The following is a 21,965-nucleotide window of genomic DNA, read 5'->3' as shown; positions in this document are numbered from 1 at the left end:
TCAAATCTCGCCCGACACCTCGCGGCGGCGGCGGTCGAGTTCTTCGCTGTAGCGGCGCAGCGTGTGGCTTTCGCTGAGCTGTCCCACCACCTTGCGCTCGATCAGATTGTTGACGACGGCGAGCGCTTCGCTTTCGCTCTTGTCGAAGATCGCCGCCGCCTGCTTGGCATTCATCTGCGGCTGCAGGAAATCATTGCGGTAGCGGACGAAATCGGCAAGCGTCTGGCTCTCGTCCTGGGCGTCGGTCGGGTTGGCGTAAATCTCAGGCACCAGCACGAGACCGGCATATTTGTCGTTCTCCTCGACGAGAATGACGCGTTGGGTTGAGCCGATCGGGAAGGTCTTCTTGAACTCCTCCAGCGAGATATCGGCCCTTGCCGTTTTCACGTCGGCGCGCATCAGCTTGTTCACCGTCAGATTGCGGATCCAGCCAACGTCGTGGGCGCTGCGGATGCTTTCGCCGCGCAGGTGGAAGCGCCATGTGGCAAAGGAATAGCCGAAGGTCGAGCGCACGACGAGCGAGGAGGTGATGACGGCGGCAAGAACCAGTGCCGTGATCGGAAAATCACCGGTGATTTCGAGCGCCAGGAAGGTCATCGTCAGCGGCCCGCCAATGACGGCGACCGACAGGGAACTCATCCCGACCACGGCATAAATGACCGGCGTCAATGTCGCGTCGGCGAAATAGGGAGCGCAATAAGCAAAAAGCTTGCCGAGCAGGGCGCCCATGAACAACGAGGCGAAAAATAGCCCGCCCCTGAAACCGGAGCCGATCGAGATCGCCGAGGCAAGGGATTTCAGGAGGAAGAGACCGATCAGCGCTGGGATCGCCACGTCGCGGGACAAGTTTAGATGCAGCGCGCCGTGGCCGGCCGAAAGGACCTGCGGGGAGATCATCGCGAGAAGCCCGACGATGATGCCGCCGAGCGCCGGACGAAAGGGCGGGGCGATCGAGCTTTTGCGCGCCACCTCCTCGATGAAGGCTACGCCCTGCATGAGGAGAATGCCAACGCCGGCGCAGAAGACGCCGAGCAGCAGCGCCGGGATATAATCGGCCGGCACGACCGAGCCGAAGCTGCCGATATCGATGGTGAAATCGCCCTCGGCAAGCAACCTTGCGATGAGGGTTGAAACGAGGGCGGAGACGACGACCGGGGTCAACGACACGATGGTATAGGTGCCAATGATCAGCTCGAACGCGTAGAAGGCGCCCGTCAGCGGCGCGTTGAAGGCGGCGGCGATGGCGCCGGCCGCGCCGCAACCGACGAGGATGCGCAGGTCCGAGCGGCGCAGCTGCAGCTTCAGGCCGAATTTGGAGGCGATGCCGGCGGCGAGCTGGGTATAGCCTGCCTCCAGGCCGACGGAGGCGCCGAATCCGTTGGAGATCAGGTTCTGTACGGCAACAATGATGCTATCGGTCAGCGAGAGGCGGCCGCCATGCAGTGCATTCGCCTCGATCGGATCGACCATTGGTTTCTTGCGCCGTTTGGCGAGCACAAGGAGCAGTAGGCCGAGCAGGGCGCCACCGATGACGGGGGCGGTGAGCAGCAGCATCTTGTCCTCGATGGCAGACGCGCTCAGCCTGTCGCTGTCGGCGATGCCGAAAACAAGCTGGTGCAGCTGGTTGGAGACATAGCTCATGCCGGTCACGGCAAGGCCCGAAGCGATGCCGACGATGGCGCCTGTCAGAGACAGGCCAACTTCGCTGCGGCGCGTCAGCGCACGCAGTCGCCCCGGATCGAAGAAAACACGCAGCGTGCGCAGGCGGCGCCGATCCAATTTCATAAGCATGGCTAGACAACTAGGCGAGGAGAGGCCGGGTCAAGGGAGGAGGTGCGGTTGCCTTGCAACGCAATTGCGGCGAAAAGCCGACCGGCGGGTCAAATATTTTTGACGTAAGCATCTGATAGAAGACGATATTTCCGGCGGAGTCAGTGGTGTTGGCTGGCCTTTCGCGCAGCGTTGCGGGAAGGTGTTTGCGAAGGTCGGTTGACTTCACCCGCCGGCTTGCCTAACCATCCGAGAAATAACGGATGGTTCCGGATCGGCATTTTGCCTTCCGGATGAAAAGGGAATGTGACGGGGCGGACCCACATCGGGCGCCTTCATCACAGCCGACCCCGCGACTGTAGAGCGGTCAGGGTCTTCCATCCGGCACCGAACCCTTTCGGCTGGCGGGCTGCAATCGTGCAGGCGGGTGGGATGGGCGACATGCCGGAAAAGCCACTGGAAATGCATGGTGATTAACCGGGGTCGGACGCCTCTATCTCTACGAATCGTCCACCTTTTCACCGAGGCAACCGGGAAGGTGAGGCAGATCCGCTGGCACGATCAGGGGCGACCGGGCTTCCGGTTCGCCCCGATCGCCGCCGATAACCGCGAGCCAGGAGACCTGCCTTCCGCGCCGGGCGAAAAGCCAACCCTGGGCAAGAGACCCGCTGCCAGCACGGAGGTTGTTTTGGCTGAACGAACGAATTCAGTGCCGCCTGCGGTGGTGCGATACAGTGGCGGCGGTGCGGTGATTTCGGCCGCTGATGTCGAGTATGCGGGTGTCACAGCCTCGACGGCTAACGGCCACATCTTCCCTCCGAAGGCCGCTTCAGTATGACCACCACCCTCATCCTCGGCGGCGCACGCTCCGGCAAATCCCGTTTTGCCGAGAATCTCGTTATGGCAAGCGGCCTCGAGCGCCACTACCTCGCCACCGGCCGTGCCTGGGACGAGGAGATGCGGACGCGTATTGCCCAGCACAAGGCCGATCGCGGCCCCTCCTGGACGACGCATGAGGAACCCCTCGATCTCGTCGACAAGCTTACCGCCATCGACGGCGAGAGACGCATTGTGCTGATCGACTGCCTGACGCTCTGGGTGACCAATCTGATGATGGAGGAGCGAGATATGCCAGCGGCGTTTACGGGGCTCGCCGATTTCCTGCCTAGCGTCAGGGCGCGGATCGTCGTTGTTTCCAACGAGGTTGGCCTCGGCATCGTGCCTGACAATCGAATGGCGCGCGATTTTCGCGATCATGCCGGACGGCTGCACCAAATAATCGCGGCGAAGGCCGACGAAGTCTATTTCATCGCGGCCGGTCTGCCGTTGAAAATGAAGGGTTGAAGTTCCATGAACCAGCAGAAAATCCCCGCAACCGTCATCACCGGCTTCCTCGGCGCCGGCAAGACGACGATGATCCGCAACCTGCTCACCAATGCCGGCGGCAAAAAAATTGCGCTTATCATCAATGAGTTCGGCGATCTCGGCGTCGATGGCGAGGTGCTGAAGGGCTGCGGCGCGGAGAATTGCAGCGAGGACGATATTATCGAACTCACCAATGGCTGCATCTGCTGCACCGTCGCCGACGATTTCATCCCAACGATGACGAAGCTTCTGGAGCGCGAACAGCGGCCCGACCATATCGTCATCGAAACCTCCGGCCTCGCCCTGCCGCAGCCGCTGGTCGCCGCCTTCAACTGGCCTGATATCCGCACCCAGGTGACCGTCGACGGCGTCATTACGGTGGTCGACAGCGCGGCCGTTGCCGCCGGTCGTTTCGCCGACGACCATGAAGCGGTCGAGGCGGCGCGTAGCGAAGACGACTCGCTCGATCATGAGAGCCCGATCGAGGAGCTGTTCGAAGACCAGCTCACATGCGCCGATCTCATCGTGCTCAACAAGACCGATCTGATCGATGGCGACGGCCTGGGCCGCGTGAAGAGCGAAGTTGCCTCGCGCGTCGCCCGCAAGCCGGTCATGATCGAGGCCAGGAATGGCGAGGTGCCGGCCGGCGTGTTGCTCGGCCTCGGCATCGGCACGGAAGACGATATCGCCAACCGCAAATCCCATCACGAGCTGGAGCACGAGGATGGGGCGCCACACGACCACGACGAATTCGATAGCTTCGTCGTCGAACTCGGCGCTATTTCCGATCCGACAGGCTTTGTCGAAAAGCTGAAGGGCATCATCGCCGAACATGATGTGCTGCGCCTCAAAGGATTCATCGACGTCTCGGGAAAGCCCATGCGCCTGCAGTTGCAGGCCGTCGGCAGCCGCATCGACCAGTATTTCGACCGCGCCTGGGCAGCGGGCGACGCGCGCCGCACGCGCCTCGTCGTCATCGGCTTGCACGACATGAACCAGGACGCGGTGCGCAAAGCGATCGAAGCGCTCGTTCAGGGATAATCGATGCATCTGCTTCTGGCCCAGCAGGGAACGATCAGCGATGGCGAGGAGGCGATCGACCTCGGCCAGTCGCCGGGCGATATCCTGTTCCTTTCGGCCGCCGACACCGAGCTTGCCGCGATCGCGGCTGCCTGTCGTGCGGGTGAGGGGGCGTTTTCGCTGAGGCTCGCGAATCTGATGAGCCTCAAGCATCCGATGTCGGTGGATACCTATATCGAGCGAACGGCCCGGCACGCCAAGCTGATCGTTGTGCGGGCGCTGGGTGGGGCGAGCTACTTCCACTACGCGCTGGAGGCGTTGCATGCGGCGGCAGCCCGCAACGGTGCCCTGATCGCGGTGTTGCCTGGCGATGCAAAGCCGGATGCCGGGCTGGTTCCTTTCTCCAATGTTGACCTCGACGATCTCAACGCGCTCTGGGCCTATCTGATCGAAGGCGGCGACGCCAATGCGCGAGATTTTCTCGCCTATTCGTCGGCGATGCTGTCAGGGGCGGAGAAGCCGGCGCCGGCAGCGCCGCTGATGAAGGCGGGCATCTGGTGGCCTAGGCGGGGGCTGATCGGGGTCGAGGAGTGGCGGCAGTCTGTTGCCTGTATGCCTTCTTCGGCCCTTGAGGGGGGTATCCCACATTCTACGGAGAAGGTGACGGTGGCACCAATCGTCGCGATCAGCTTCTACCGCGCCCTGGTCCAGAGCGGCGAGACCGGGCCGATCGAGGCGCTGGTCGCGTCGCTGGCCGCACTTGGCCTCCGGCCGTTGCCGGTCTTTGCCTATAGCCTCAAGGATCCCGTTTCGACGGGCATTCTCGAGAGCGTGTTTTCGGCGCTAAAGCCCGAGGTCGTCATCAACACGACAGGGTTTGCCGTTTCGGCACCGGGTGCCGACCGGGAGCCGACGGTACTGGAGATGAACGACGCCATCGTGCTGCAGGCAATCCTGTCGGCTTCGTCGCGGGAGGCCTGGGCTGTTTCGTCGCAGGGTCTATCGGCGCGCGATCTCGGCATGAATGTGGCGCTTCCTGAAGTTGACGGGCGTATATTGGCGCGGGCGGTGTCCTTCAAGACGGCGGCGCGTTACGACACGGCTGTCGAGGCGAACATCGTCGCCAGCCTGCCCGATGCCGGTCGAGCGCGCTACACGGCGGAGCTCGCCGCCAACTGGGCGCGGCTGCGCGGGACGCCCTCCAATAGGAGGCGTATCGCTCTCGTCATGGCGAATTATCCGAACCGCGACGGCCGGCTCGGCAACGGCGTCGGGCTCGACACGCCGGCCGGCAGCATCGAGGTGCTTCGGGCGATGGCGGGTGCGGGTTATCCGGTTGCCGACGTTCCAGCCGATGGCGACGCGCTGATCCGGCATCTGATGGAGGGGCCGACCAATTCCGGGCATGACGGCCGGGTCATCCGCGAGGCTCTTTCGCTCAGTCGCTACAAAAACTTCCTGCAATCTCTTCCTAAAAAGATTCAGGATGAGGTGAGGGCGCGCTGGGGTGAGCCGGAGAACGACCCCTATTTTCGCGACGGCGTCTTCGCCCTGCCTTTCGCCCGTTTCGGCGGCGTCCTGGTCGGCATCCAGCCGGCGCGCGGCTACAATATCGATCCGAAGGAGAGCTATCATTCGCCGGATCTCGTGCCGCCGCATGGCTATATTGCCTTTTATGCTTTCCTGCGGCGCGAATTTGGCGCCGACGCCGTTATCCACATGGGCAAGCACGGCAATCTCGAATGGCTGCCGGGCAAGGCGCTGGCGCTGTCGGAGACATGTTATCCGGAAGCGATCCTCGGGCCGTTGCCGCATCTCTATCCCTTCATCGTCAATGATCCGGGCGAGGGCACGCAGGCCAAGCGTCGCACCGCCGCCGTCATCATCGACCACCTGACGCCGCCGTTGACGCGGGCCGAAAGCTACGGGCCGCTGAAGGATCTGGAGGCGCTGGTCGACGAATATTACCAGGCCGCTGGCGGCGACCCTCGCCGTATCCGGCTGCTCAGCCGCCAGATCCTCGATCTCGTCACCGATATCGGGCTGGATCGGGATGCGGGGATTGCGAAAGGCGAGAGCGAAGGTGAGGCGCTGAAGAAGCTCGACGCCTATCTCTGCGATCTGAAGGAGATGCAGATCCGTGATGGGCTGCATGTGTTCGGCGTGTCGCCGGAGGGGCGGCTGCTGACGGACTTGACCGTGGCGCTGGCGCGGGTGCCGCGCGGGCTCGGCGAGGGTGGGGATGCGAGTCTGCAGCGGGCGATTGCTGGGGATGCTGTGAGAAACCCCTCCCCAACCCCTCCCCACAAGGGGGAGGGACTTACCGCTGCGCTCGCGGCAATCTCTGCGCTCAAAGATGATGTGGAGGCGGTGCGTCCAGCAAGCCCCTCCCACCTGTGGGGAGGGGTTGGGGAGGGGTCTGTCTTCGACCCACTCGACTGCGACATGGCTGCCCCTTGGGTCGGGCCACGCCCGGCTGTCCTCGCAGATATCCTGGACGCCCCCTGGCGCAGCAACGGTGACACCGTCGAGCGCATTGAACTGCTCGCCGCCAAGCTCGTTTCCGGTGAAATGGGGTGCCCACCCCTCTGGTCCCAAACCAGATCGGTGCTCTCCGAGATTGAAACTCATCTCAAACCCTCCATCCTCGCCTGCGGCCGCGCCGAGATCGATGGGCTGCTCAAAGGCCTCGACGGTCGCTTCGTCGCCCCCGGACCCTCCGGCGCCCCGACTCGCGGCCGGCCCGACGTGCTGCCGACAGGCCGCAATTTCTATTCGGTCGACAGCCGCGCCGTGCCGACACCGGCCGCCTATGAACTGGGCAAGAAGTCGGCCGAACTGCTCATCCGCCGCTATGTTCAGGATCACGGCGAGTGGCCGGTCTCTTTCGGGCTGACGGCCTGGGGCACGTCGAACATGCGCACGGGCGGTGACGATCTCGCTCAGGCGCTAGCGCTGATCGGCGTCAAGCCGCTCTGGGACATGAGTTCGCGTCGCGTCACCGGCTATGAGATCATATCGCAAGCAGTGCTCGGGCGGCCGCGTGTCGATGTGACGCTCCGGATTTCCGGCTTCTTCCGCGACGCCTTTCCCGAGCAGATCGCCCTGTTCGACAAGGCGATCCGGGCAGTCGGCGCGCTGGAAGAGGATGTGACTGATAATCCGATTGCCGGGCGCATGCGCGGCGAGACGGCGCGGCTCGCTGCGGCTGGGCTCGATGAGAAGGCTGCGGCGAAGCGGGCGGGCTATCGCATCTTCGGCTCGAAGCCTGGCGCCTACGGCGCGGGCCTGCAGGCACTGATCGATGAAAAGGGCTGGGAGCGGCGTGCCGATCTTGCCGAGGCCTATCTCGTCTGGGGAAGTTATGTCTATGGCGCCGGCGAGGAAGGCAGGGCCGAACGCGGCCTGTTCGAGGAGCGGCTGCGCTCGGTGCAGGCCGTCATTCAGAACCAGGACAATCGCGAGCATGACCTGCTCGACAGTGATGACTACTACCAGTTCGAGGGCGGCATGGCGGCGGCGGCCGAGCAACTCGCCGGTACACGCCCCGCGATCTACCATAACGATCATTCCAGGCCCGAACGACCTTTGATCCGCTCGCTCGAGGAGGAAATCGGCCGCGTCGTGCGCGGGCGCGCGGTCAATCCGAAATGGATATCGGGCGTCATGCGCCATGGCTACAAGGGGGCGGCCGAGATCGCCGCCACCGTCGATTATCTCTTCGCCTTCGCGGCGACGACGGGCGCGGTCGGCGCGCATCATTTCGAGGCGGTCTATCGGGCCTTCGTCGCTGATCCGGGCGTGCGTGGCTTCATGATCGAGAAGAACCCGGCAGCATTCGAGGAGATGACAGAGCGACTGCGCGAGGCGATCGATCGCGGGCTCTGGACGCCGCGCAGCAATTCGGCCCGGTTCGACCTGGCCGCTACGAAACTGAATGAGGTGCACTGATGAGCGACGAGATCCCAGAAAACGAATCGGCCAAGGATGATGCGCGCCACGCAGAGAAGATGGCGAAGAAGAAGGCTGCGCGCGACAAGATCATGGCGACCAAGACGGACGGCAAGGGCCTGATCATCGTCCATACCGGCAAGGGCAAGGGCAAATCGTCGGCTGCCTTCGGCATGATCTTCCGTCACATCGCCCACGGCAAGCCGTCGGCCGTCGTGCAGTTCATCAAGGGCGCGATGTGGACCGGCGAGCGTGATCTGATCGAAAAACATTTTTCCGATCTCTGCCAGTTCCACACGATGGGCGAGGGCTTCACCTGGGAAACGCAGGACCGGGCCCGGGACATCGCCGCCGCCTCAGCGGCCTGGGAAAAGGCCAAGGAGCTGATCTGCGACGAACGCAATTCCATGGTGCTGCTCGATGAGATCAACATCGCGCTACGCTACGACTATCTCGACATCAACGAGGTCGTCGCCTTCCTGAAGAGCGAGAAGCCCCCTATGACGCATGTCGTGCTGACGGGGCGCAACGCCAAGGAAGAACTGATCGAGATCGCCGATCTGGTCACCGAGATGGAACTCGTCAAACATCCCTTCCGCTCCGGCATCAAAGGGCAGCCGGGTGTGGAGTTCTAATTGCGGCTAAACGCCGAGCCAGAGCCGCAGCGGATTTGTGGGATCGGCGAGCAGCTTAACCGCCAAGGCGACGCAGACGATCACGAGCAGCGGCTTGATCAGCTTTGCGCCGATGCGCATGGCAAGCCGTGAGCCCACTTGTGCGCCGAGGAATTGGCAGACGCCCATCAGCAGACCGATTTTCCAGAGGATCGCGCCAAAACTTGCAAAGACGATCAGTGCGCCGAAATTCGAGCCGAAATTCAAAAGTTTGGTGTGGGCCGTCGCCTTCAGCACGCCGAAGCCGGCGAGGGTGACGAAGGCGAGCATGAAGAAAGAGCCGGTGCCGGGGCCGAAGACGCCGTCGTAGAAGCCGATGGCCGGCACAAGCGTCAAGCCGAAGGCGAAGGGCGAGATGAGACGGTGTTTGTCGAGGTCGTTGAGATTAGGCTTGACGGCAAAGAAGATCGCGATTGCCAGCAGCAGTACAGGCATGATCGCTTGAAGCACCTGTCCTGGTACGATCGTCGCAAGGGCGGCGCCGAGTGCCCCGCCCATGAGCGCCATCAGCGCCATCGGCAGCTGTTCGGAAAGCTCCACATGGCCCTTGCGGGCGTAGGCGAGCGTCGCGGAAGCGGCACCGAAGATCGATTGCACCTTGTTGGTTCCGAGCGTCTGCAGCGGCGGGATGCCGGCGATCAACATGGCGGGAACGGTGATGAGACCGCCGCCGCCGGCAATGGCATCGACGAAACCGGCAAAGAAGGCAGCCGCGCAGAGCAGCAGAAGCAGATGAAGGGCAATGTCAGGCAAGATGCTATTCCAGAAAGGCTTTCAGCTGGTCTTGTTGCATTTCCCTCTCCAAGCTGCAATGGCTGCAAGGATACAGCAAGGGCACATTCGGCTGCTTCCATGAGCGACATTTCTTTCACTCCGGCACGGCGCCATGTGCTCGGTCTTGGCTGTGAGCGCGGGACACAGCCTGCGGAGGTGTTGGCGCTCGCCGTCGAGGCGCTTAAGGCCGTCGGTATCGTCGCGGATGAACTCGCCGCCATTGCTTCTATCGATAGCCGCCGGCAGGAGGCGGCAATCCTCGCAGTTGCCAGGCATCTTGCCGTGCCGGCCCTATTTTTCGACGCTCCGCGGCTGGAGCGGGAAACGCCGCGGCTTAAAAATCCCTCGGCCGTCGTCTTTGCTCGCGTCGGCTGCCATGGCGTTGCGGAATCGGCAGCACTTGCGGCGATCGGTGACAATGCCGAATTGGTGCTTGGCAAAATCAAATCGGCGCAAGCGACGGCGGCGGTCGCCCGCGGCGGTTGCAGAAAGCCTGATGGACGTTATGGTGGCGGCAATTCGCGGCGCCAACCGGCAGCCTCGCGATTCACATTTAGAGGACATATAATGCACAAGGTCATTTACGACACTGACCCGGGCGTTGACGACGCCATGGCGCTTCTCTTCCTGCATCGCCATCCCGAAATCGATCTGATCGGCATCACCACGGTCTTTGGCAATGCATCGGTCGAGACGACGACGCGCAATGCGCTCTTCCTCAAGCGCGAATGGAATATTCCTGCACCCGTCGCCAAGGGCGCCAGCGTCACCATCGATGCCGCGCGCGCGGAGCGGGAATGGCCGGCCATGGTGCATGGCGACAACGGCCTCGGCGATATCGAGGTGCCCGCAACGATCGACCTGCCGCTCGATCCGCGCCCGGCGCACCGCTTCATCATCGACACCGTGCGTGCCAATCCTGGCGAGGTGCGCTTGGTCGCGGTCGGGCGAATGACCAATCTGGCGCGGGCGTTGAAGGAGGATCCCGAGATTGCGACCCTGGTCAAGGACGTCGTCATCATGGGTGGCAATTTCTACGTGCCCGGCAATGTCTCGCCGGTCGCCGAGGCCAATATTCACGGCGATCCCGAGGCCGCCGACATCGTCATGACCGCGCCCTGGAAAGTCGCAGTCATCGGCCTCGACGTCACCTCGATCACCACGATGAGCCGCAGTTATCTCGGCAGGATGGCGGCCGAGGGGGATGGCGCCGTGAAATTGCTCGATGCACTCTCGCAGTCCTACATCGACTTCTACAAGCATGCGGTCGAGGACGGCATGATGGTGCATGACAGCTGCGCCGCAGTCTACGTCGTGGCGCCGGAACTGTTCTCGTCGATATCGGGCGCGGTGCGTGTCGTCTGCGGCGGCATTGCCGACGGGCAGATGATCATCAAGCCGGATGGCCGCCGCTTCCCGCCCGGCGATTGGGATGATCGACCGAGCCAGATCGTCACCACAGGGATCGAGTCGGAAAAGGTGATCGATCTGATCCGCGATACGCTGCTTCGGGTCTGATGGGCTTGAAGGCCTGCCGCTTCGCGGTCGGCCAAGGACTGCCGACGCAGTTGGCCAACCTTTCTTCGTCATGCTCGGGCTTGTCCCGAGCATCTGCTCCCGGTCGACAGGGCAGCAGATCCTCGGCACAAGGCCGAGGATGACGACGCGAGGGAGCCTTACCCGGATTTTTCGAGAATTCGAATCTGCCTCCTTGTAAAGTGAATCATCGTCAACTCAGCAACTTCAAGTGAGGTGGCGCAGGCGACGTTGACCTTGATCCTTCGTGGGCCTAGATCAACAAAATGATGAACAGCCCATTCTCCCATTTGCCGGCGTTGGAGCCGGGCAGCGTCTGGCTCGTCGGGGCCGGTCCGGGTGATCCGGGCCTGCTGACGCTCTTGGCCGCCAGGGGGCTCGCCGAGGCCGATGTGATCGTCCATGACGCGCTGGTCAATGAGGACTGTCTGAGGCTCGCGCACCCCGGCGCCGAACTCGAATATGCCGGCAAACGCGGCGGCAAACCCTCGGCTAAGCAGCGGGATATTTCGTTGCGCCTGGTGGAACTGGCGCGCGCCGGCAAACGGGTGCTTCGGCTGAAGGGGGGCGATCCCTTCGTCTTCGGGCGCGGCGGTGAGGAGGCGCTGACGCTGGTCGAGCACAATATCCCGTTCCGCATCGTGCCGGGGATCACCGCCGGTATCGGCGGGCTTGCCTATGCCGGCATTCCGGTGACGCATCGCGAGATCAATCATGCGGTGACGTTTCTCACCGGCCATGATTCCTCCGGCATCGTGCCCGACAGGATCGACTGGGAAGCGATCGGCAAGGGTTCGCCCGTGATCGTCATGTACATGGCGATGAAGCATATCGCCCAGATCAGCGCCAACCTCATTGCGGCTGGCCGCTCGCCATCCGAGCCCGTGGCTTTCGTCTGCAATGCGGCGACCGGCGCGCAGCAGGTGCTGGAGACGACGCTTGGGCAGGCGACCGAGGCTGTCGCCGCCTCCGGGCTCGAGCCGCCGGCGGTGGTCGTCGTCGGCGAGGTGGTGCGGCTCCGAGTCTCACTCGATTGGCTCGGCGCTCTCGCCGGACGACGCCTGCAGCCCGATCCGTTCCGCCAGTCCGGCCAGGTGCTGGCATGAGCGGCCTCCTGATCGCAGCTCCTTCTTCCGGTGCCGGCAAGACGACGGTCACGCTCGGCCTGCTCAGAGCCTTGCGTCGGCGCGGCATCGCGATCGCGCCCGGCAAGGCCGGCCCCGACTATATCGATCCCGCCTTCCATGCCGCCGCGAGCGGCACGCTGTGCCTGAATTTCGATCCCTGGGCGATGCGGCCGGAGCTGATCTCGGCCAATGCGACGCTGCACCGCTCCGGCGACCGCATTCTCGTCGTCGAGGCGATGATGGGACTGTTCGACGGGGCGGCCGACGGCAAAGGGACGGCAGCGGATCTGGCTGCCCAGCTCGGCCTTTCCGTGGTGCTGGTCGTCGACGCCTCACGCATGTCGCAATCGGTCGCGCCGCTGGTGGCCGGTTTTGCCGGTTTCCGCGCCGATGTCCGCGTTGCGGGCGTCATCCTCAACAAGGTCGGCAGCGAACGGCACGAGGCGATGCTGCGTCAGGCGCTCGAGGCGATCCGCATGCCCGTGATCGCCATGATTGGCAGCGACAAGGCGCTTGCCCTGCCGGATCGCCATCTCGGGCTTGTTCAGGCCGGTGAACATGCGAGCCTTGAAGGTTTCATCGAGCATGTGGCGGATGCCGTCTCCGAGGAATGCAATTTCGAGTTTCTGCTGCGCATCGCCAGGCAGGGCCTCAACCGGCCCTCGGCCGCCAATATCGATCGTCTGCCGCCGCTCGGCAGTCGCATTGCGGTGGCCCGCGATATCGCCTTTGCCTTTTCCTATGAGCACATGCTGCTTGGCTGGCGGCGGCGGGGGGCTGCGATTTCTTTCTTCTCGCCGCTCGCCAACGAGGTGCCCGCTGCCGATGCCGATGCCATCTATCTGCCCGGGGGTTATCCCGAGCTGCATGCCGGAAAGCTCTCCCAGGCGCAGAATTTCCGCGCCGCCCTCCTCGATGCGGCAGCGCGCGGCATCCGGATCTATGGCGAGTGCGGCGGCTACATGGTGCTCGGCGAAGGGCTGATCGACGCAGGGGGAAAGCGTCACGAGATGCTCGGCCTGCTGCCCGTCGTCACCAGCTATGCCGCGCGCAAACGCCATCTCGGTTATCGCCACGTCATGCCGCTTGATCATGCGATCTTTCAGCGGGCGATGACGGCGCATGAGTTCCACTATTCCACCCTCATTTCGGAAGGCGAGGGCGAGCGGCTGTTTCAGGTGCGGGATGCGCTCGGAACCGATCTCGGCCCGGCGGGACTCCGGCGCGGGCAGGTGGCGGGTTCCTATATGCATTTGATCGATCTCGCCGGGATCTCCGCATGAGCGCGCCGATCGTCCACGGTGGCGGAGTTACTGCCGCTGCTGCCGCCTTTGGCGGCAGGCCGGAAGACTGGCTCGACCTTTCTACCGGAATCAATCCATGCCCGGCGGCCCTACCGGACATCCCGACAAGGGCTTGGCACCGCCTCCCGGACAGCCATCTGGTCGATGAGGCAAGGCGGACGGCGCGCGATTACTACGGGAGCGGCGAGATCCTGCCGCTGCCGGTGCCCGGCACGCAATCGGTGATCCAGCTTCTGCCGCGATTGCTGACAATGGGTGAGGGCGCCAGGGTCGCCATCGTGGCGCCGACCTATGGCGAGTATGCGCGCGCTTTTATTTCGGCCGGTTTTGCCGTCGATACCGTCGATCATGTCGCTGCGATCGGAAACGAGCATCGGCTTGCCGTCGTCGTCAATCCGAACAATCCCGATGGGCTGACATGGCCTGTGGAAACGCTGATTGACCTGCATGACAGGATGAAGGCGGTCAATGGACTTCTGGTTGTCGACGAAGCCTTCGGCGATGCCGATCCGGCGCTCAGTCTCGCGGGCCACGCGCAGACGCTTTCCAATCTGGCGATCTTCCGCTCGTTCGGCAAGTTTTTCGGGCTCGCCGGTCTGCGGCTCGGCTTTGCGATTGCGCGTGACGATATTCTCAAGCGTTTCGAGGAGTGGCTCGGACCCTGGGCGGTTTCCGGACCGGCCCTTTCGATAGCAGGCTCGCTGCTGCGTTCGGACGTTTCCCCCATCCGCCGGCTTATCGATGAACGCGGCGCCGGGCTTCATGCGGTGCTGACGGGGCTCGGGCTGCAGATCACAGGGGGAACGGCGTTGTTTACCCTTGTCGACGATGCCAGGGCGAGCGACATTTACACGCATCTCTGCCGCCATCATATTCTCGTCCGCAAGTTCGACTATGCGCCCGCTTGGCTCCGTTTCGGGCTGACGCCCGATCCGGCGGCGGACCGGCGGCTTGGCGAAGTCCTTCAGAGATTTGAGCGATGACGATCGATCTAAACCTTCTCGTGCTGCTTCTGGCGCTGCTGCTCGACCGGATACTCGGCGATCCGCAATGGCTCTGGTCGCGCGTGCCGCATCCCGTTGCGATTTTCGGAGCGGTGATCTCCTATGCCGACCAGCAGCTCAATCCTTCAAGCCTCACGGGGCATCAACGGCGGATGAACGGCGTTGCCGCCATCCTGGCGCTGCTGTTGCTGGCTGTGGCGGCAGGCTTCGTGTTCAACCGGTTTTTCGCGCTGTTCGGCCTCGGCGGCATCTTGCTGGAGACCGGACTGGTGGCGATCTTTCTGGCGCAGAAGAGCCTTGCCGACCACGTCGCTGCCGTTGCCGTCGCCCTGCGTGAGGAGGGGCTTGCCGGTGGGCGGGCCGCCGTCGCCCGCATTGTCGGGCGCGATCCCGAGACGCTGGATGAGCCGGCCGTCTGCCGCGCGGCGATCGAAAGCCTTGCCGAGAACTTCTCCGATGGCGTCGTCGCGCCGGCGATTTGGTATGCTATCTTCGGCCTGCCAGGGCTTTTTGCCTACAAGATGCTGAACACGGCGGATTCGATGATCGGCCATAGATCGGAAAAATACATCGATTTCGGCTGGGCGGCCGCCCGACTCGACGATGTCGCCAACTGGCCGGCCGCGCGCCTTTCCATCCTGCTGATTGCTGCCGGCGCCTGGATCCGGCGCGGCACCAGCGCCTGCCGCGAGGCGATCCGGGTGGCGATGCGCGACGGCGGCCTGCACCGTTCACCGAATTCCGGCCGGCCGGAAGCGGCAATGGCTGGTGCGCTGAATGTCCAGCTCGCAGGACCGCGGATCTATGGCGGCGTGCTCGTTACCGAACCGATGATCAACAATCCCGGGCGCGATGTCGCGACATCCGGCGACATCGAAGACGGAGTCTCGGTGTATCAGGCGAGCTGCATGGTGCTTGCCGGCGTGACGTTCGGATTGTTTTTGTGCTTTCTGTGAGGGACTTGCGGCACAGCTCGCGCCCCAGTGGACAGTCCCGCCGTAAAGCTTTATGCGAAACGCCTCATATCCATCAGACCGGAAGCAGAACGATGACAGTTCAGGTTGAACTACCGTGCCCGAAGTGCAAAAGCACCAAGATGAAATTCGAGCGTCCGGAGATCCGGGAGACGGACGTCATCAGCTGCGCGGCCTGCGGCCATAATCTCGGCACCATGGCCTCCATCCGCGAAAGGATGAACAAGGCCTATCAGCAGCTCAAGCAAAGGCCGGCGGCGCGCAAGCTTCAGTGAGGCGGAGGCCGTCCTGCGGCGCTTAAACCCGTCAATGCCCTGTTAGAATTATGATTACCATTCGGGTTAAAGCTATATAATCAAGTATCGTCGTAGTCTCTCTGTCGTGAGGGCGCAATCAAATGCGCGGGTGCGAAGAGGGGTTATCATGAAGACGATTTTTGCCGCCGCGGCGGCAAGCTTATTGCTGCAGTTTTCTCCGGTTGCGGCTGAAGCAGCGACGCTGGTTGCCAATATCAGCATCGGAAAACAGACTATGACCGTCACCGAGGACGGCTTCGTCAAATATCGCTGGAAGGTTTCGACCGCGCGCAATGGTTATGTCACGCCGACCGGCTCGTGGAGCGCCAAATGGCTGTCGCGCGATCACCGCTCGCGCAAGTACGACAATGCACCGATGCCTTACGCCGTATTTTTCAACGGCGGTTACGCCGTTCACGCCACCTTCGATCTGAAGCGACTCGGCACACCGGCCTCGCATGGCTGCGTTCGCCTGCATCCTGACAATGCGGCTGAGTTCTTCTCATTGGCACGGCAGGCAGGTCTTGCCAATACCCGCGTCGTCATCACGCGCTGATCCCGGATCAGCGCCTGAATCCGAATTCGACGTCTGATCGCATTACGCGCTGATCCTTTCCAGCTCATCCAGATCGGGAACGACGATATGTCTGGAGTTCTCGATCAGGATGACACCCCGCTTGCGCAGCCTTGTCATTTGCCGGCTGACGGTTTCGATCGTCAGCCCGAGAAAATCGGCGATCTCGGTGCGCGATAACGGCAAATCGAAGGCGGTGCTGATGGCGGTTTGCGGCTCGGCATGGGTTCCGATGAGGTGGAGCAGGCTTGCAACCTTCTCCTCCGCCGTGCGGCGGCCGAGCGTCAGCATCCACTCGCGCGCGGCGTCCAGCTCGTTGAGCGCCTGATCGTGCAGCCTGCGCTGCAGCTCCGGCGTCTCCCCGATCATGCGGTCGAGCAGGTTGCGCGGGAAGACACAAATTTCGGCGTCGGTTGCCGCCTCCGCCGACAGCGTGCTTTCGCGGACGAAGGGCCTGCCGACGAAATCGGGAGCGAACTGCAGGCCGACGATCTGCTGGCGTCCGTCCGGCATCATCTTGCAGAGCTTCACCACGCCGCGCATGATGTTCGAATAAAACGAACTTTCCGATCCTTGCGCAATGATCTCCGAGCCGGCCCCGATCTTGCGGCGCATGGAGTGGCGGTTGAGCTCCTTCAACTGAGCGTTCGACAGGGCGCCGCAGACGACGCCGTGCCGCGCCTGACAGGAACGACATGCGACGGGCGTGCCTGTCTCGAAAATCTCGCTGCTGGCAACGTCCATCGTCGTGATCCTTCAAAAAGCCGGACATGCTCGAACGCGAGCGCAATTCCTTCCAGCGCAGTTTGATGATTATCAAATGCCAGCGCGCATAATTTGATTCAGATCAAAGACCGGCGCGGATGTTGGACGGCCGCATCCTGTTTTCGGCGCCTGCACTCGCTGGCGTTCCATTGCTGTTTAGGCAACACCTTATTGTCAATTTGCCGTAACGCCCGGACGAAAGCATTGGCTTTTGAAAAGGATTTGCCTATGAGGGGGTTTAAATCGTCATTTCATGAGGTACAGCGCGTGACCGCTACATTCGATAAAGTTGCCGACATTATTGCAGAAACCAGCGAGATCGATCGCGCCACGATCACGCCGGAGAGCCATACGATCGACGACCTCGGTATCGATAGCCTCGATTTTCTCGACATCGTCTTTGCGATCGACAAGGAATTCGGCATCAAGATTCCGCTCGAAAAGTGGACGCAGGAGGTCAACGAAGGCAAGGTTTCGACGGAAGAATATTTCGTGCTGAAGAACCTCTGCGCCAAGATCGACGAGCTCAAAGCGGCCAAGGCCTGAGCGACACACCAGTCTTTTTTGAACGCCCTGCCGCCCCTGACTATGGCGGCCGGGCGGTTTCGTTCCTAATTAGGCGTCACCGGCGGGCGGATTTGAGCAGCCGGGCCGGAGGATCCGAATGCTGCTGGAATATTTCCAGATGATTGACCGCGTCGAAGCGGTGGACCTGAAGAAGGGGACGCTTGTGGCGCGTTCCGTCGTGCCGGCCAAGAGCCCCGTTTTCGAGGGCCATTTCCCCGGCATGCCGCTCGTTCCCGGCGTGCTGCTGATCGAGACCATGGCGCAGGCTTCCGGCATGCTGGTGCTTGCCGTCACCGACTTTGCCGCCATGCCCTTCCTGATGTCGGTCGACGGCGCCAAGATGCGCACCTTCGTCGAGCCGGAAGCCGTGCTCGATATCGAGGCGGTGCTGGAGCATGACGGGTCGGGTTTTGCGGTCACCAAGGCCAAGATCGCCAGCGGCGGCAAGAAGGTCTGCGATGCGCAGCTGAAACTGCGCACCATGCCCTTCAGCGAAGTTCCGCTCGGCGATATCGTGAAAAAACGCGCCGGCGAGGTCGGGCTTCTCGAAGCGATCGCAGCGCAGGGAGTGGTTGGATGAGCAAGGCTGCAAACGACGTCGTCATTTCGGGCGTCGGTATCGTTACCTGTCAGGGCGTCGGCAAGGAGCCGCATGTCGCGCTGCTTTCGGCCGAGAGCACGCCGAAGGCGATCGTCGAGACAGAGAAATTCAAACCCTACCCGGTGCATCCGCTGCCCGAGATCGACTGGTCGCAGCAGATCGCCAAGCGGGGCGACCAGCGCCAGATGGAGAACTGGCAGCGCATCGGCGTCTTTGCTGCGGGTCTTGCGCTCGACGATGCCGGCTTCAAGGACAATCTGGAAGCTTGCGGCACAATGGACATGATCGTGGCGGCCGGCGGCGGCGAGCGCGACATCAACGTCGACACGCTGATCGTCGACGAGGGCCTGAAGCGCAACGACCGCGAGCTACTGCTCAACGAGAAGCTGACGACGGAACTCAGGCCGACGTTGTTCCTGGCGCAGCTTTCCAATCTGCTTGCCGGCAATATCTCCATCGTTCACAAGGTCACCGGCTCCTCGCGGACCTTCATGGGCGAAGAAGCATCGGGCGTTTCCGCCGTCGAGACGGCGTTCTGGCGCATTCGCTCCGGCGAATCCACCCATGCGCTGGTTGGCGGCGCCTTTGCTGCCGAGCGCCCCGATATGATCCTGCTCACTGAAGCGATCGGCGCGCATACGCGCGATCAATGGGCGCCGCTCTGGTCGCGCTCCGGCCTCGAGGGCGGCGGCATGATCACCGGTTCGGCCGGCGCCTTCCTAGTGCTGGAATCGCGCAAGCACGCGGAAGAGCGCGGCGCGCATATCTATGCGACGATCAGCGCCATCGAGGGCGATCGCGGCAGCCGTAGCGCCGGCAATTTCGAAGTGCGCATGGAGCGGCTGCTGAAGCCCGCCGCCGACCTGCCGCGCGAGGCGACGGCGATCTTCTGCGGCTCGACCGGCATGCATGAAATCGCCGACCGCGAAAAGGCAGTGCTGGAGCATCAGCTTCCCGGCGCTGCCATCCGCGGCTTCGGCGGCGTTTCCGGTCACACGATCGAGGCGCATTTCCCGCTGGGGCTGGCGCTCGCAGCCCTTGCCATCGATACCAAGGCCAAGGTTCCGCCCTTCGACGCTGCTCATGAAGCGCCGATGAAGGCGGGCACGAAGGCTGCTGTCGTCACGACAGTCGGTCACCAGCGCGGCGAGGGCGTCGCCGTTCTTTCGGCTGAGGCGTGAGGAGACAGATATGACGGATTCCGCTTACAAGGATCATCTCGGCCGGCCGATCGTCGCAGTGACCGGCATGGGCATCATTACCTCGCTCGGCCAGGGCCTGAAGGACAATTGGGCGGCCCTTTCTTCCGGCACCTCGGGCATCCATGCGATCAACCGTTTTCCCACAGAAGGCCTGTCGACCCGGATCGCCGGCACCGTCGATTTCATCGAGATTCCGGTGCCGAACGCCGTCGAGCGTTCCTATGCCTTTGCGCGCGAGACGGCCATCGAGGCGCTGGCCGACGCCGGCATATCAGGCGATTTCAACGGCCCGCTGTTCCTCGCCGCGCCGCCGATCGAGCCTGAATGGAGCGCCCGTTTCGAACTTGCAGACCGTTCGCCGGCTGCCGACCATCCCGGCGATGCTTATGAGCGCTTCCTGACGGCGCTGCGTCAGCGGCCGGACCCGGCGTTCCACGAGGCGGCTCTGTTCGGCGCGATTTCCGAGCGCCTTGCCGACCGGTTCGGCACGCGCGGCCTTCCGGTGACGCTGTCGACGGCCTGCGCCTCCGGCGCGACCGCGATCCAGCTCGGCATCGAGGCGATCCGCCAGGGCCGCACCGACCGCGCCCTGACCGTCGCGACGGATGGATCGCTGAGCGCCGAAGCGCTGATCCGCTTCTCGCTGCTGTCGGCCCTTTCGACGCAGAACGACCCGCCAACCAAGGCCTCCAAGCCGTTCAGCAAGGATCGTGACGGCTTCGTCATCGCCGAGGGTGCGGCGACGCTGGTGCTGGAATCGCTGGAAGCGGCGGTCGCCCGCGGCGCCAAGGTGCTCGGCATCATGAAGGGCGCCGGCGACAAGGCCGACAGCTTTCACCGCACGCGGTCGTCGCCCGACGGCGGCCCGGCAATCGCGACGATCCGCGCGGCCCTTGCCGATGCCGGCATGAGCGAGGCCGATATCGGCTACATCAACGCGCACGGCACCTCGACGCCTGAAAACGACAAGATGGAATATGGCTCGATGTCGGCCGTCTTCGGCGAGAAGCTGGTCGGCATTCCGGTATCGTCCAACAAGTCGATGATCGGCCATACGCTGACGGCGGCGGGTGCGGTCGAGGCGGTGTTCTCGCTGCAGACGATGCTGACCGGGACGCTGCCGCCGACGATCAACTACAACAATCCGGATCCGTCGATCGTGCTCGATGTCGTGCCGAACAGGAAGCGGGAAGCCCAGGTTTCGGCCGTGCTTTCCAACTCCTTCGGTTTCGGCGGGCAGAATGCCAGCCTTGTCATGGCGCTCGAACCGGCTTAGAGACCCTCCTTGATTTTGGGACGAAGTGGTTTTTGACGTCATCCTCGGGCTTGTCCCGAGGATCTACTTGCGTCACTCAATGACCGCTGGCAGATGCTCGGGACAAGCCCGAGCATGACGATAATCCACGTAGAAGAAAGAACTCTATATTATGCGCGCGCTGCAACTGATCGATGACCGCAAGCTTGAGATCACCGACCTGCCGGAACCGGATGCACCGGCAGCCGGGGAAGTGACGCTGCGCGTCAAGGCGGTGGCGCTGAACCATATCGATGTCTGGGGCTGGCGCGGCATGGCGTTCGCCAAGCGCAAGATGCCGCTCGTCATCGGCGCGGAAGCCTCCGGCGTCGTCGAAGCCATCGGCCCTGGCGTCGCCAACGTGCTGCCGGGCCAACTGGTCTCGATTTACGGCGCGCGTACCTGCGGGCTCTGCCGCCCGTGCCGCGAAGGCCGCGACAATCTCTGCGAACATGTTTCCGGCGTGCACGGTTTCCATCTCGACGGTTTCGCGCAGGAGAAGGTCAATCTGCCGGCGCGCCTGCTCGTTCCGGCACCTCCCGGAGTCGATGCGATCGGCGCAGCACTCGCGCCCGTCACCTTCGGCACGGTCGAGCACATGCTGTTCGACAATGCCAAGCTCGAGCCCGGCGAAACGATCCTCGTCCATGCCGGCGGCTCCGGCATCGGCACGGCGGCGATTCAGCTTGCCAAGAAGATCGGCTGCACCGTCATCACCACCGTCGGCTCCGACGACAAGATCGAGAAGGCCAAGGCGCTCGGCGCCGATCACGTCATCAACTACCGCACCGACCGCTTCGAAGGCGTCGTGCGCAAGCTCACCAAGAAGAAGGGCGTCGACGTCGTCTTCGAGCATGTGGGGAAGGATACCTGGGCCGGTTCGATGCTCTGCATGAAGCGCGGCGGACGTCTCGTCACCTGCGGCTCGACCTCGGGCGTTTCCACCGAGATGAACCTGATGATGCTGTTCCAGCAGCAATTGAAGCTCTTCGGCTCCTTCGGCTGCCGCATGGAAAACATGGCCGACGCCATGCAGAAAATGGGCCGCGGGCTCGTGCATCCCGTCATCGATACCGAAGTCGGCTTCGACGACATCGACCGCGCGCTGGAGCGGATGGAATCCCGCCAGATCTTCGGCAAGATCATTCTGAAGATGGACTGACCTGA

General features: G+C 63.1%; 19 protein-coding genes, 1 pseudogene and 1 riboswitch. Of the genes and pseudogenes, 17 read left to right on the top strand and 3 right to left on the bottom strand.

Annotated features, from left to right (window positions below; all coding sequences use genetic code 11):
* On the bottom strand, nucleotides 1-1,791 hold the full coding sequence (locus B5E41_RS18640; protein ID WP_088395585.1) for a chloride channel protein: 1,791 nt from the start codon (nucleotides 1,789-1,791) through the stop codon (nucleotides 1-3).
* 226 nt (nucleotides 1,792-2,017) lie between these two features.
* Nucleotides 2,018-2,166, top strand: a riboswitch (cobalamin riboswitch).
* Nucleotides 2,167-2,604: 438 nt separating this feature from the next.
* On the opposite strand from B5E41_RS18640, the gene cobU reads away from it, so the two are divergent.
* From cobU to cobO, 4 genes are read left to right on the top strand one after another with little or no spacing between them, the layout of a single operon-like run.
* Complete coding sequence (gene cobU, locus B5E41_RS18635) at nucleotides 2,605-3,114, top strand: bifunctional adenosylcobinamide kinase/adenosylcobinamide-phosphate guanylyltransferase (protein WP_088395584.1); 510 nt, start codon at nucleotides 2,605-2,607, stop codon at nucleotides 3,112-3,114.
* Nucleotides 3,115-3,120: 6 nt separating this feature from the next.
* Entirely contained in the window at nucleotides 3,121-4,176 is a 1,056-nt protein-coding gene (cobW, locus tag B5E41_RS18630; protein WP_088395583.1) for a cobalamin biosynthesis protein CobW, read from the top strand.
* A 3-nt stretch (nucleotides 4,177-4,179) separates the two neighbouring features.
* Nucleotides 4,180-8,106 (top strand): cobaltochelatase subunit CobN, encoded by a 3,927-nt coding sequence (cobN, locus tag B5E41_RS18625; protein ID WP_088395582.1) that lies wholly within the window; start codon nucleotides 4,180-4,182, stop codon nucleotides 8,104-8,106.
* Complete coding sequence (gene cobO, locus B5E41_RS18620) at nucleotides 8,106-8,741, top strand: cob(I)yrinic acid a,c-diamide adenosyltransferase (protein WP_088395581.1); 636 nt, start codon at nucleotides 8,106-8,108, stop codon at nucleotides 8,739-8,741. The genes cobN and cobO overlap by 1 nt, the downstream gene beginning before the upstream one ends.
* Before the next feature lie 6 nt (nucleotides 8,742-8,747).
* Here the strand turns inward: cobO and B5E41_RS18615 are convergent, their stop codons facing one another.
* Nucleotides 8,748-9,533, bottom strand: a complete 786-nt coding sequence (locus B5E41_RS18615) for a TSUP family transporter (protein WP_088395681.1) — start codon at nucleotides 9,531-9,533, stop codon at nucleotides 8,748-8,750.
* Nucleotides 9,534-9,632: 99 nt separating this feature from the next.
* Between B5E41_RS18615 and B5E41_RS18610 the strand changes: the two are divergent.
* From B5E41_RS18610 to B5E41_RS18575, 8 genes and pseudogenes are all read left to right on the top strand, one after another.
* Nucleotides 9,633-10,046: pseudogene (locus B5E41_RS18610) on the top strand (cobalamin biosynthesis protein); the annotation flags it as partial.
* 75 nt (nucleotides 10,047-10,121) lie between these two features.
* Nucleotides 10,122-11,072 (top strand): nucleoside hydrolase, encoded by a 951-nt coding sequence (locus tag B5E41_RS18605; RefSeq protein WP_088395680.1) that lies wholly within the window; start codon nucleotides 10,122-10,124, stop codon nucleotides 11,070-11,072.
* Between the two features lie 284 nt (nucleotides 11,073-11,356).
* Nucleotides 11,357-12,196: a uroporphyrinogen-III C-methyltransferase gene (gene cobA, locus B5E41_RS18600; protein ID WP_088395580.1), complete on the top strand. Its 840-nt coding sequence runs from the start codon at nucleotides 11,357-11,359 to the stop codon at nucleotides 12,194-12,196.
* Complete coding sequence (locus B5E41_RS18595; RefSeq protein ID WP_088395579.1) at nucleotides 12,193-13,500, top strand: cobyrinic acid a,c-diamide synthase CobB; 1,308 nt, start codon at nucleotides 12,193-12,195, stop codon at nucleotides 13,498-13,500. Before cobA ends, B5E41_RS18595 begins: the two co-directional genes overlap by 4 nt.
* Complete coding sequence (cobD, locus tag B5E41_RS18590) at nucleotides 13,497-14,504, top strand: threonine-phosphate decarboxylase CobD (RefSeq protein WP_088395578.1); 1,008 nt, start codon at nucleotides 13,497-13,499, stop codon at nucleotides 14,502-14,504. The genes B5E41_RS18595 and cobD overlap by 4 nt, the downstream gene beginning before the upstream one ends.
* Complete coding sequence (gene cbiB, locus B5E41_RS18585) at nucleotides 14,501-15,481, top strand: adenosylcobinamide-phosphate synthase CbiB (protein ID WP_064803201.1); 981 nt, start codon at nucleotides 14,501-14,503, stop codon at nucleotides 15,479-15,481. The genes cobD and cbiB overlap by 4 nt, the downstream gene beginning before the upstream one ends.
* 92 nt (nucleotides 15,482-15,573) lie before the next feature.
* Nucleotides 15,574-15,774 carry a hypothetical protein gene (locus B5E41_RS18580; protein ID WP_088395577.1) on the top strand — a complete coding sequence of 67 codons (201 nt, stop codon included), beginning with the start codon at nucleotides 15,574-15,576 and terminating at the stop codon, nucleotides 15,772-15,774.
* 148 nt (nucleotides 15,775-15,922) lie between these two features.
* A complete protein-coding gene (locus tag B5E41_RS18575; protein WP_064803198.1) occupies nucleotides 15,923-16,351 on the top strand; it encodes a L,D-transpeptidase in 429 nt (142 codons plus the stop codon).
* Nucleotides 16,352-16,393: 42 nt separating this feature from the next.
* Here B5E41_RS18575 and B5E41_RS18570 read toward each other — a convergent pair whose 3' ends face one another.
* A complete protein-coding gene (locus B5E41_RS18570) occupies nucleotides 16,394-17,113 on the bottom strand; it encodes a Crp/Fnr family transcriptional regulator (protein ID WP_088395576.1) in 720 nt (239 codons plus the stop codon).
* 288 nt (nucleotides 17,114-17,401) lie between these two features.
* Between B5E41_RS18570 and B5E41_RS18565 the strand changes: the two genes are divergently transcribed.
* The 5 genes from B5E41_RS18565 (at nucleotide 17,402) to B5E41_RS18545 (ending at nucleotide 21,960) form a co-directional block, all read left to right on the top strand.
* A complete protein-coding gene (locus tag B5E41_RS18565) occupies nucleotides 17,402-17,680 on the top strand; it encodes an acyl carrier protein (RefSeq protein ID WP_003540486.1) in 279 nt (92 codons plus the stop codon).
* Between the two features lie 118 nt (nucleotides 17,681-17,798).
* Nucleotides 17,799-18,281: an ApeI family dehydratase gene (locus B5E41_RS18560; protein WP_088395575.1), complete on the top strand. Its 483-nt coding sequence runs from the start codon at nucleotides 17,799-17,801 to the stop codon at nucleotides 18,279-18,281.
* Nucleotides 18,278-19,483 carry a beta-ketoacyl-ACP synthase gene (locus B5E41_RS18555; RefSeq protein WP_088395574.1) on the top strand — a complete coding sequence of 402 codons (1,206 nt, stop codon included), beginning with the start codon at nucleotides 18,278-18,280 and terminating at the stop codon, nucleotides 19,481-19,483. Before B5E41_RS18560 ends, B5E41_RS18555 begins: the two co-directional genes overlap by 4 nt.
* A gap of 10 nt (nucleotides 19,484-19,493) precedes the next feature.
* Nucleotides 19,494-20,780 (top strand): beta-ketoacyl-ACP synthase, encoded by a 1,287-nt coding sequence (locus tag B5E41_RS18550; RefSeq protein ID WP_088395573.1) that lies wholly within the window; start codon nucleotides 19,494-19,496, stop codon nucleotides 20,778-20,780.
* 151 nt (nucleotides 20,781-20,931) lie between these two features.
* Nucleotides 20,932-21,960 (top strand): zinc-binding dehydrogenase, encoded by a 1,029-nt coding sequence (locus B5E41_RS18545; RefSeq protein ID WP_085737525.1) that lies wholly within the window; start codon nucleotides 20,932-20,934, stop codon nucleotides 21,958-21,960.
* The last annotated feature ends 5 nt before the right edge of the window (nucleotides 21,961-21,965 follow it).

Origin of the sequence: Rhizobium esperanzae (assembly GCF_002204185.1) — a bacterium.
Taxonomy (GTDB): Bacteria; Pseudomonadota; Alphaproteobacteria; order Rhizobiales; family Rhizobiaceae; genus Rhizobium; species Rhizobium esperanzae.
The sequence above is the reverse complement of the archived record's forward strand: the minus strand, read 5'-3'. Positions and strand labels throughout refer to the sequence as shown.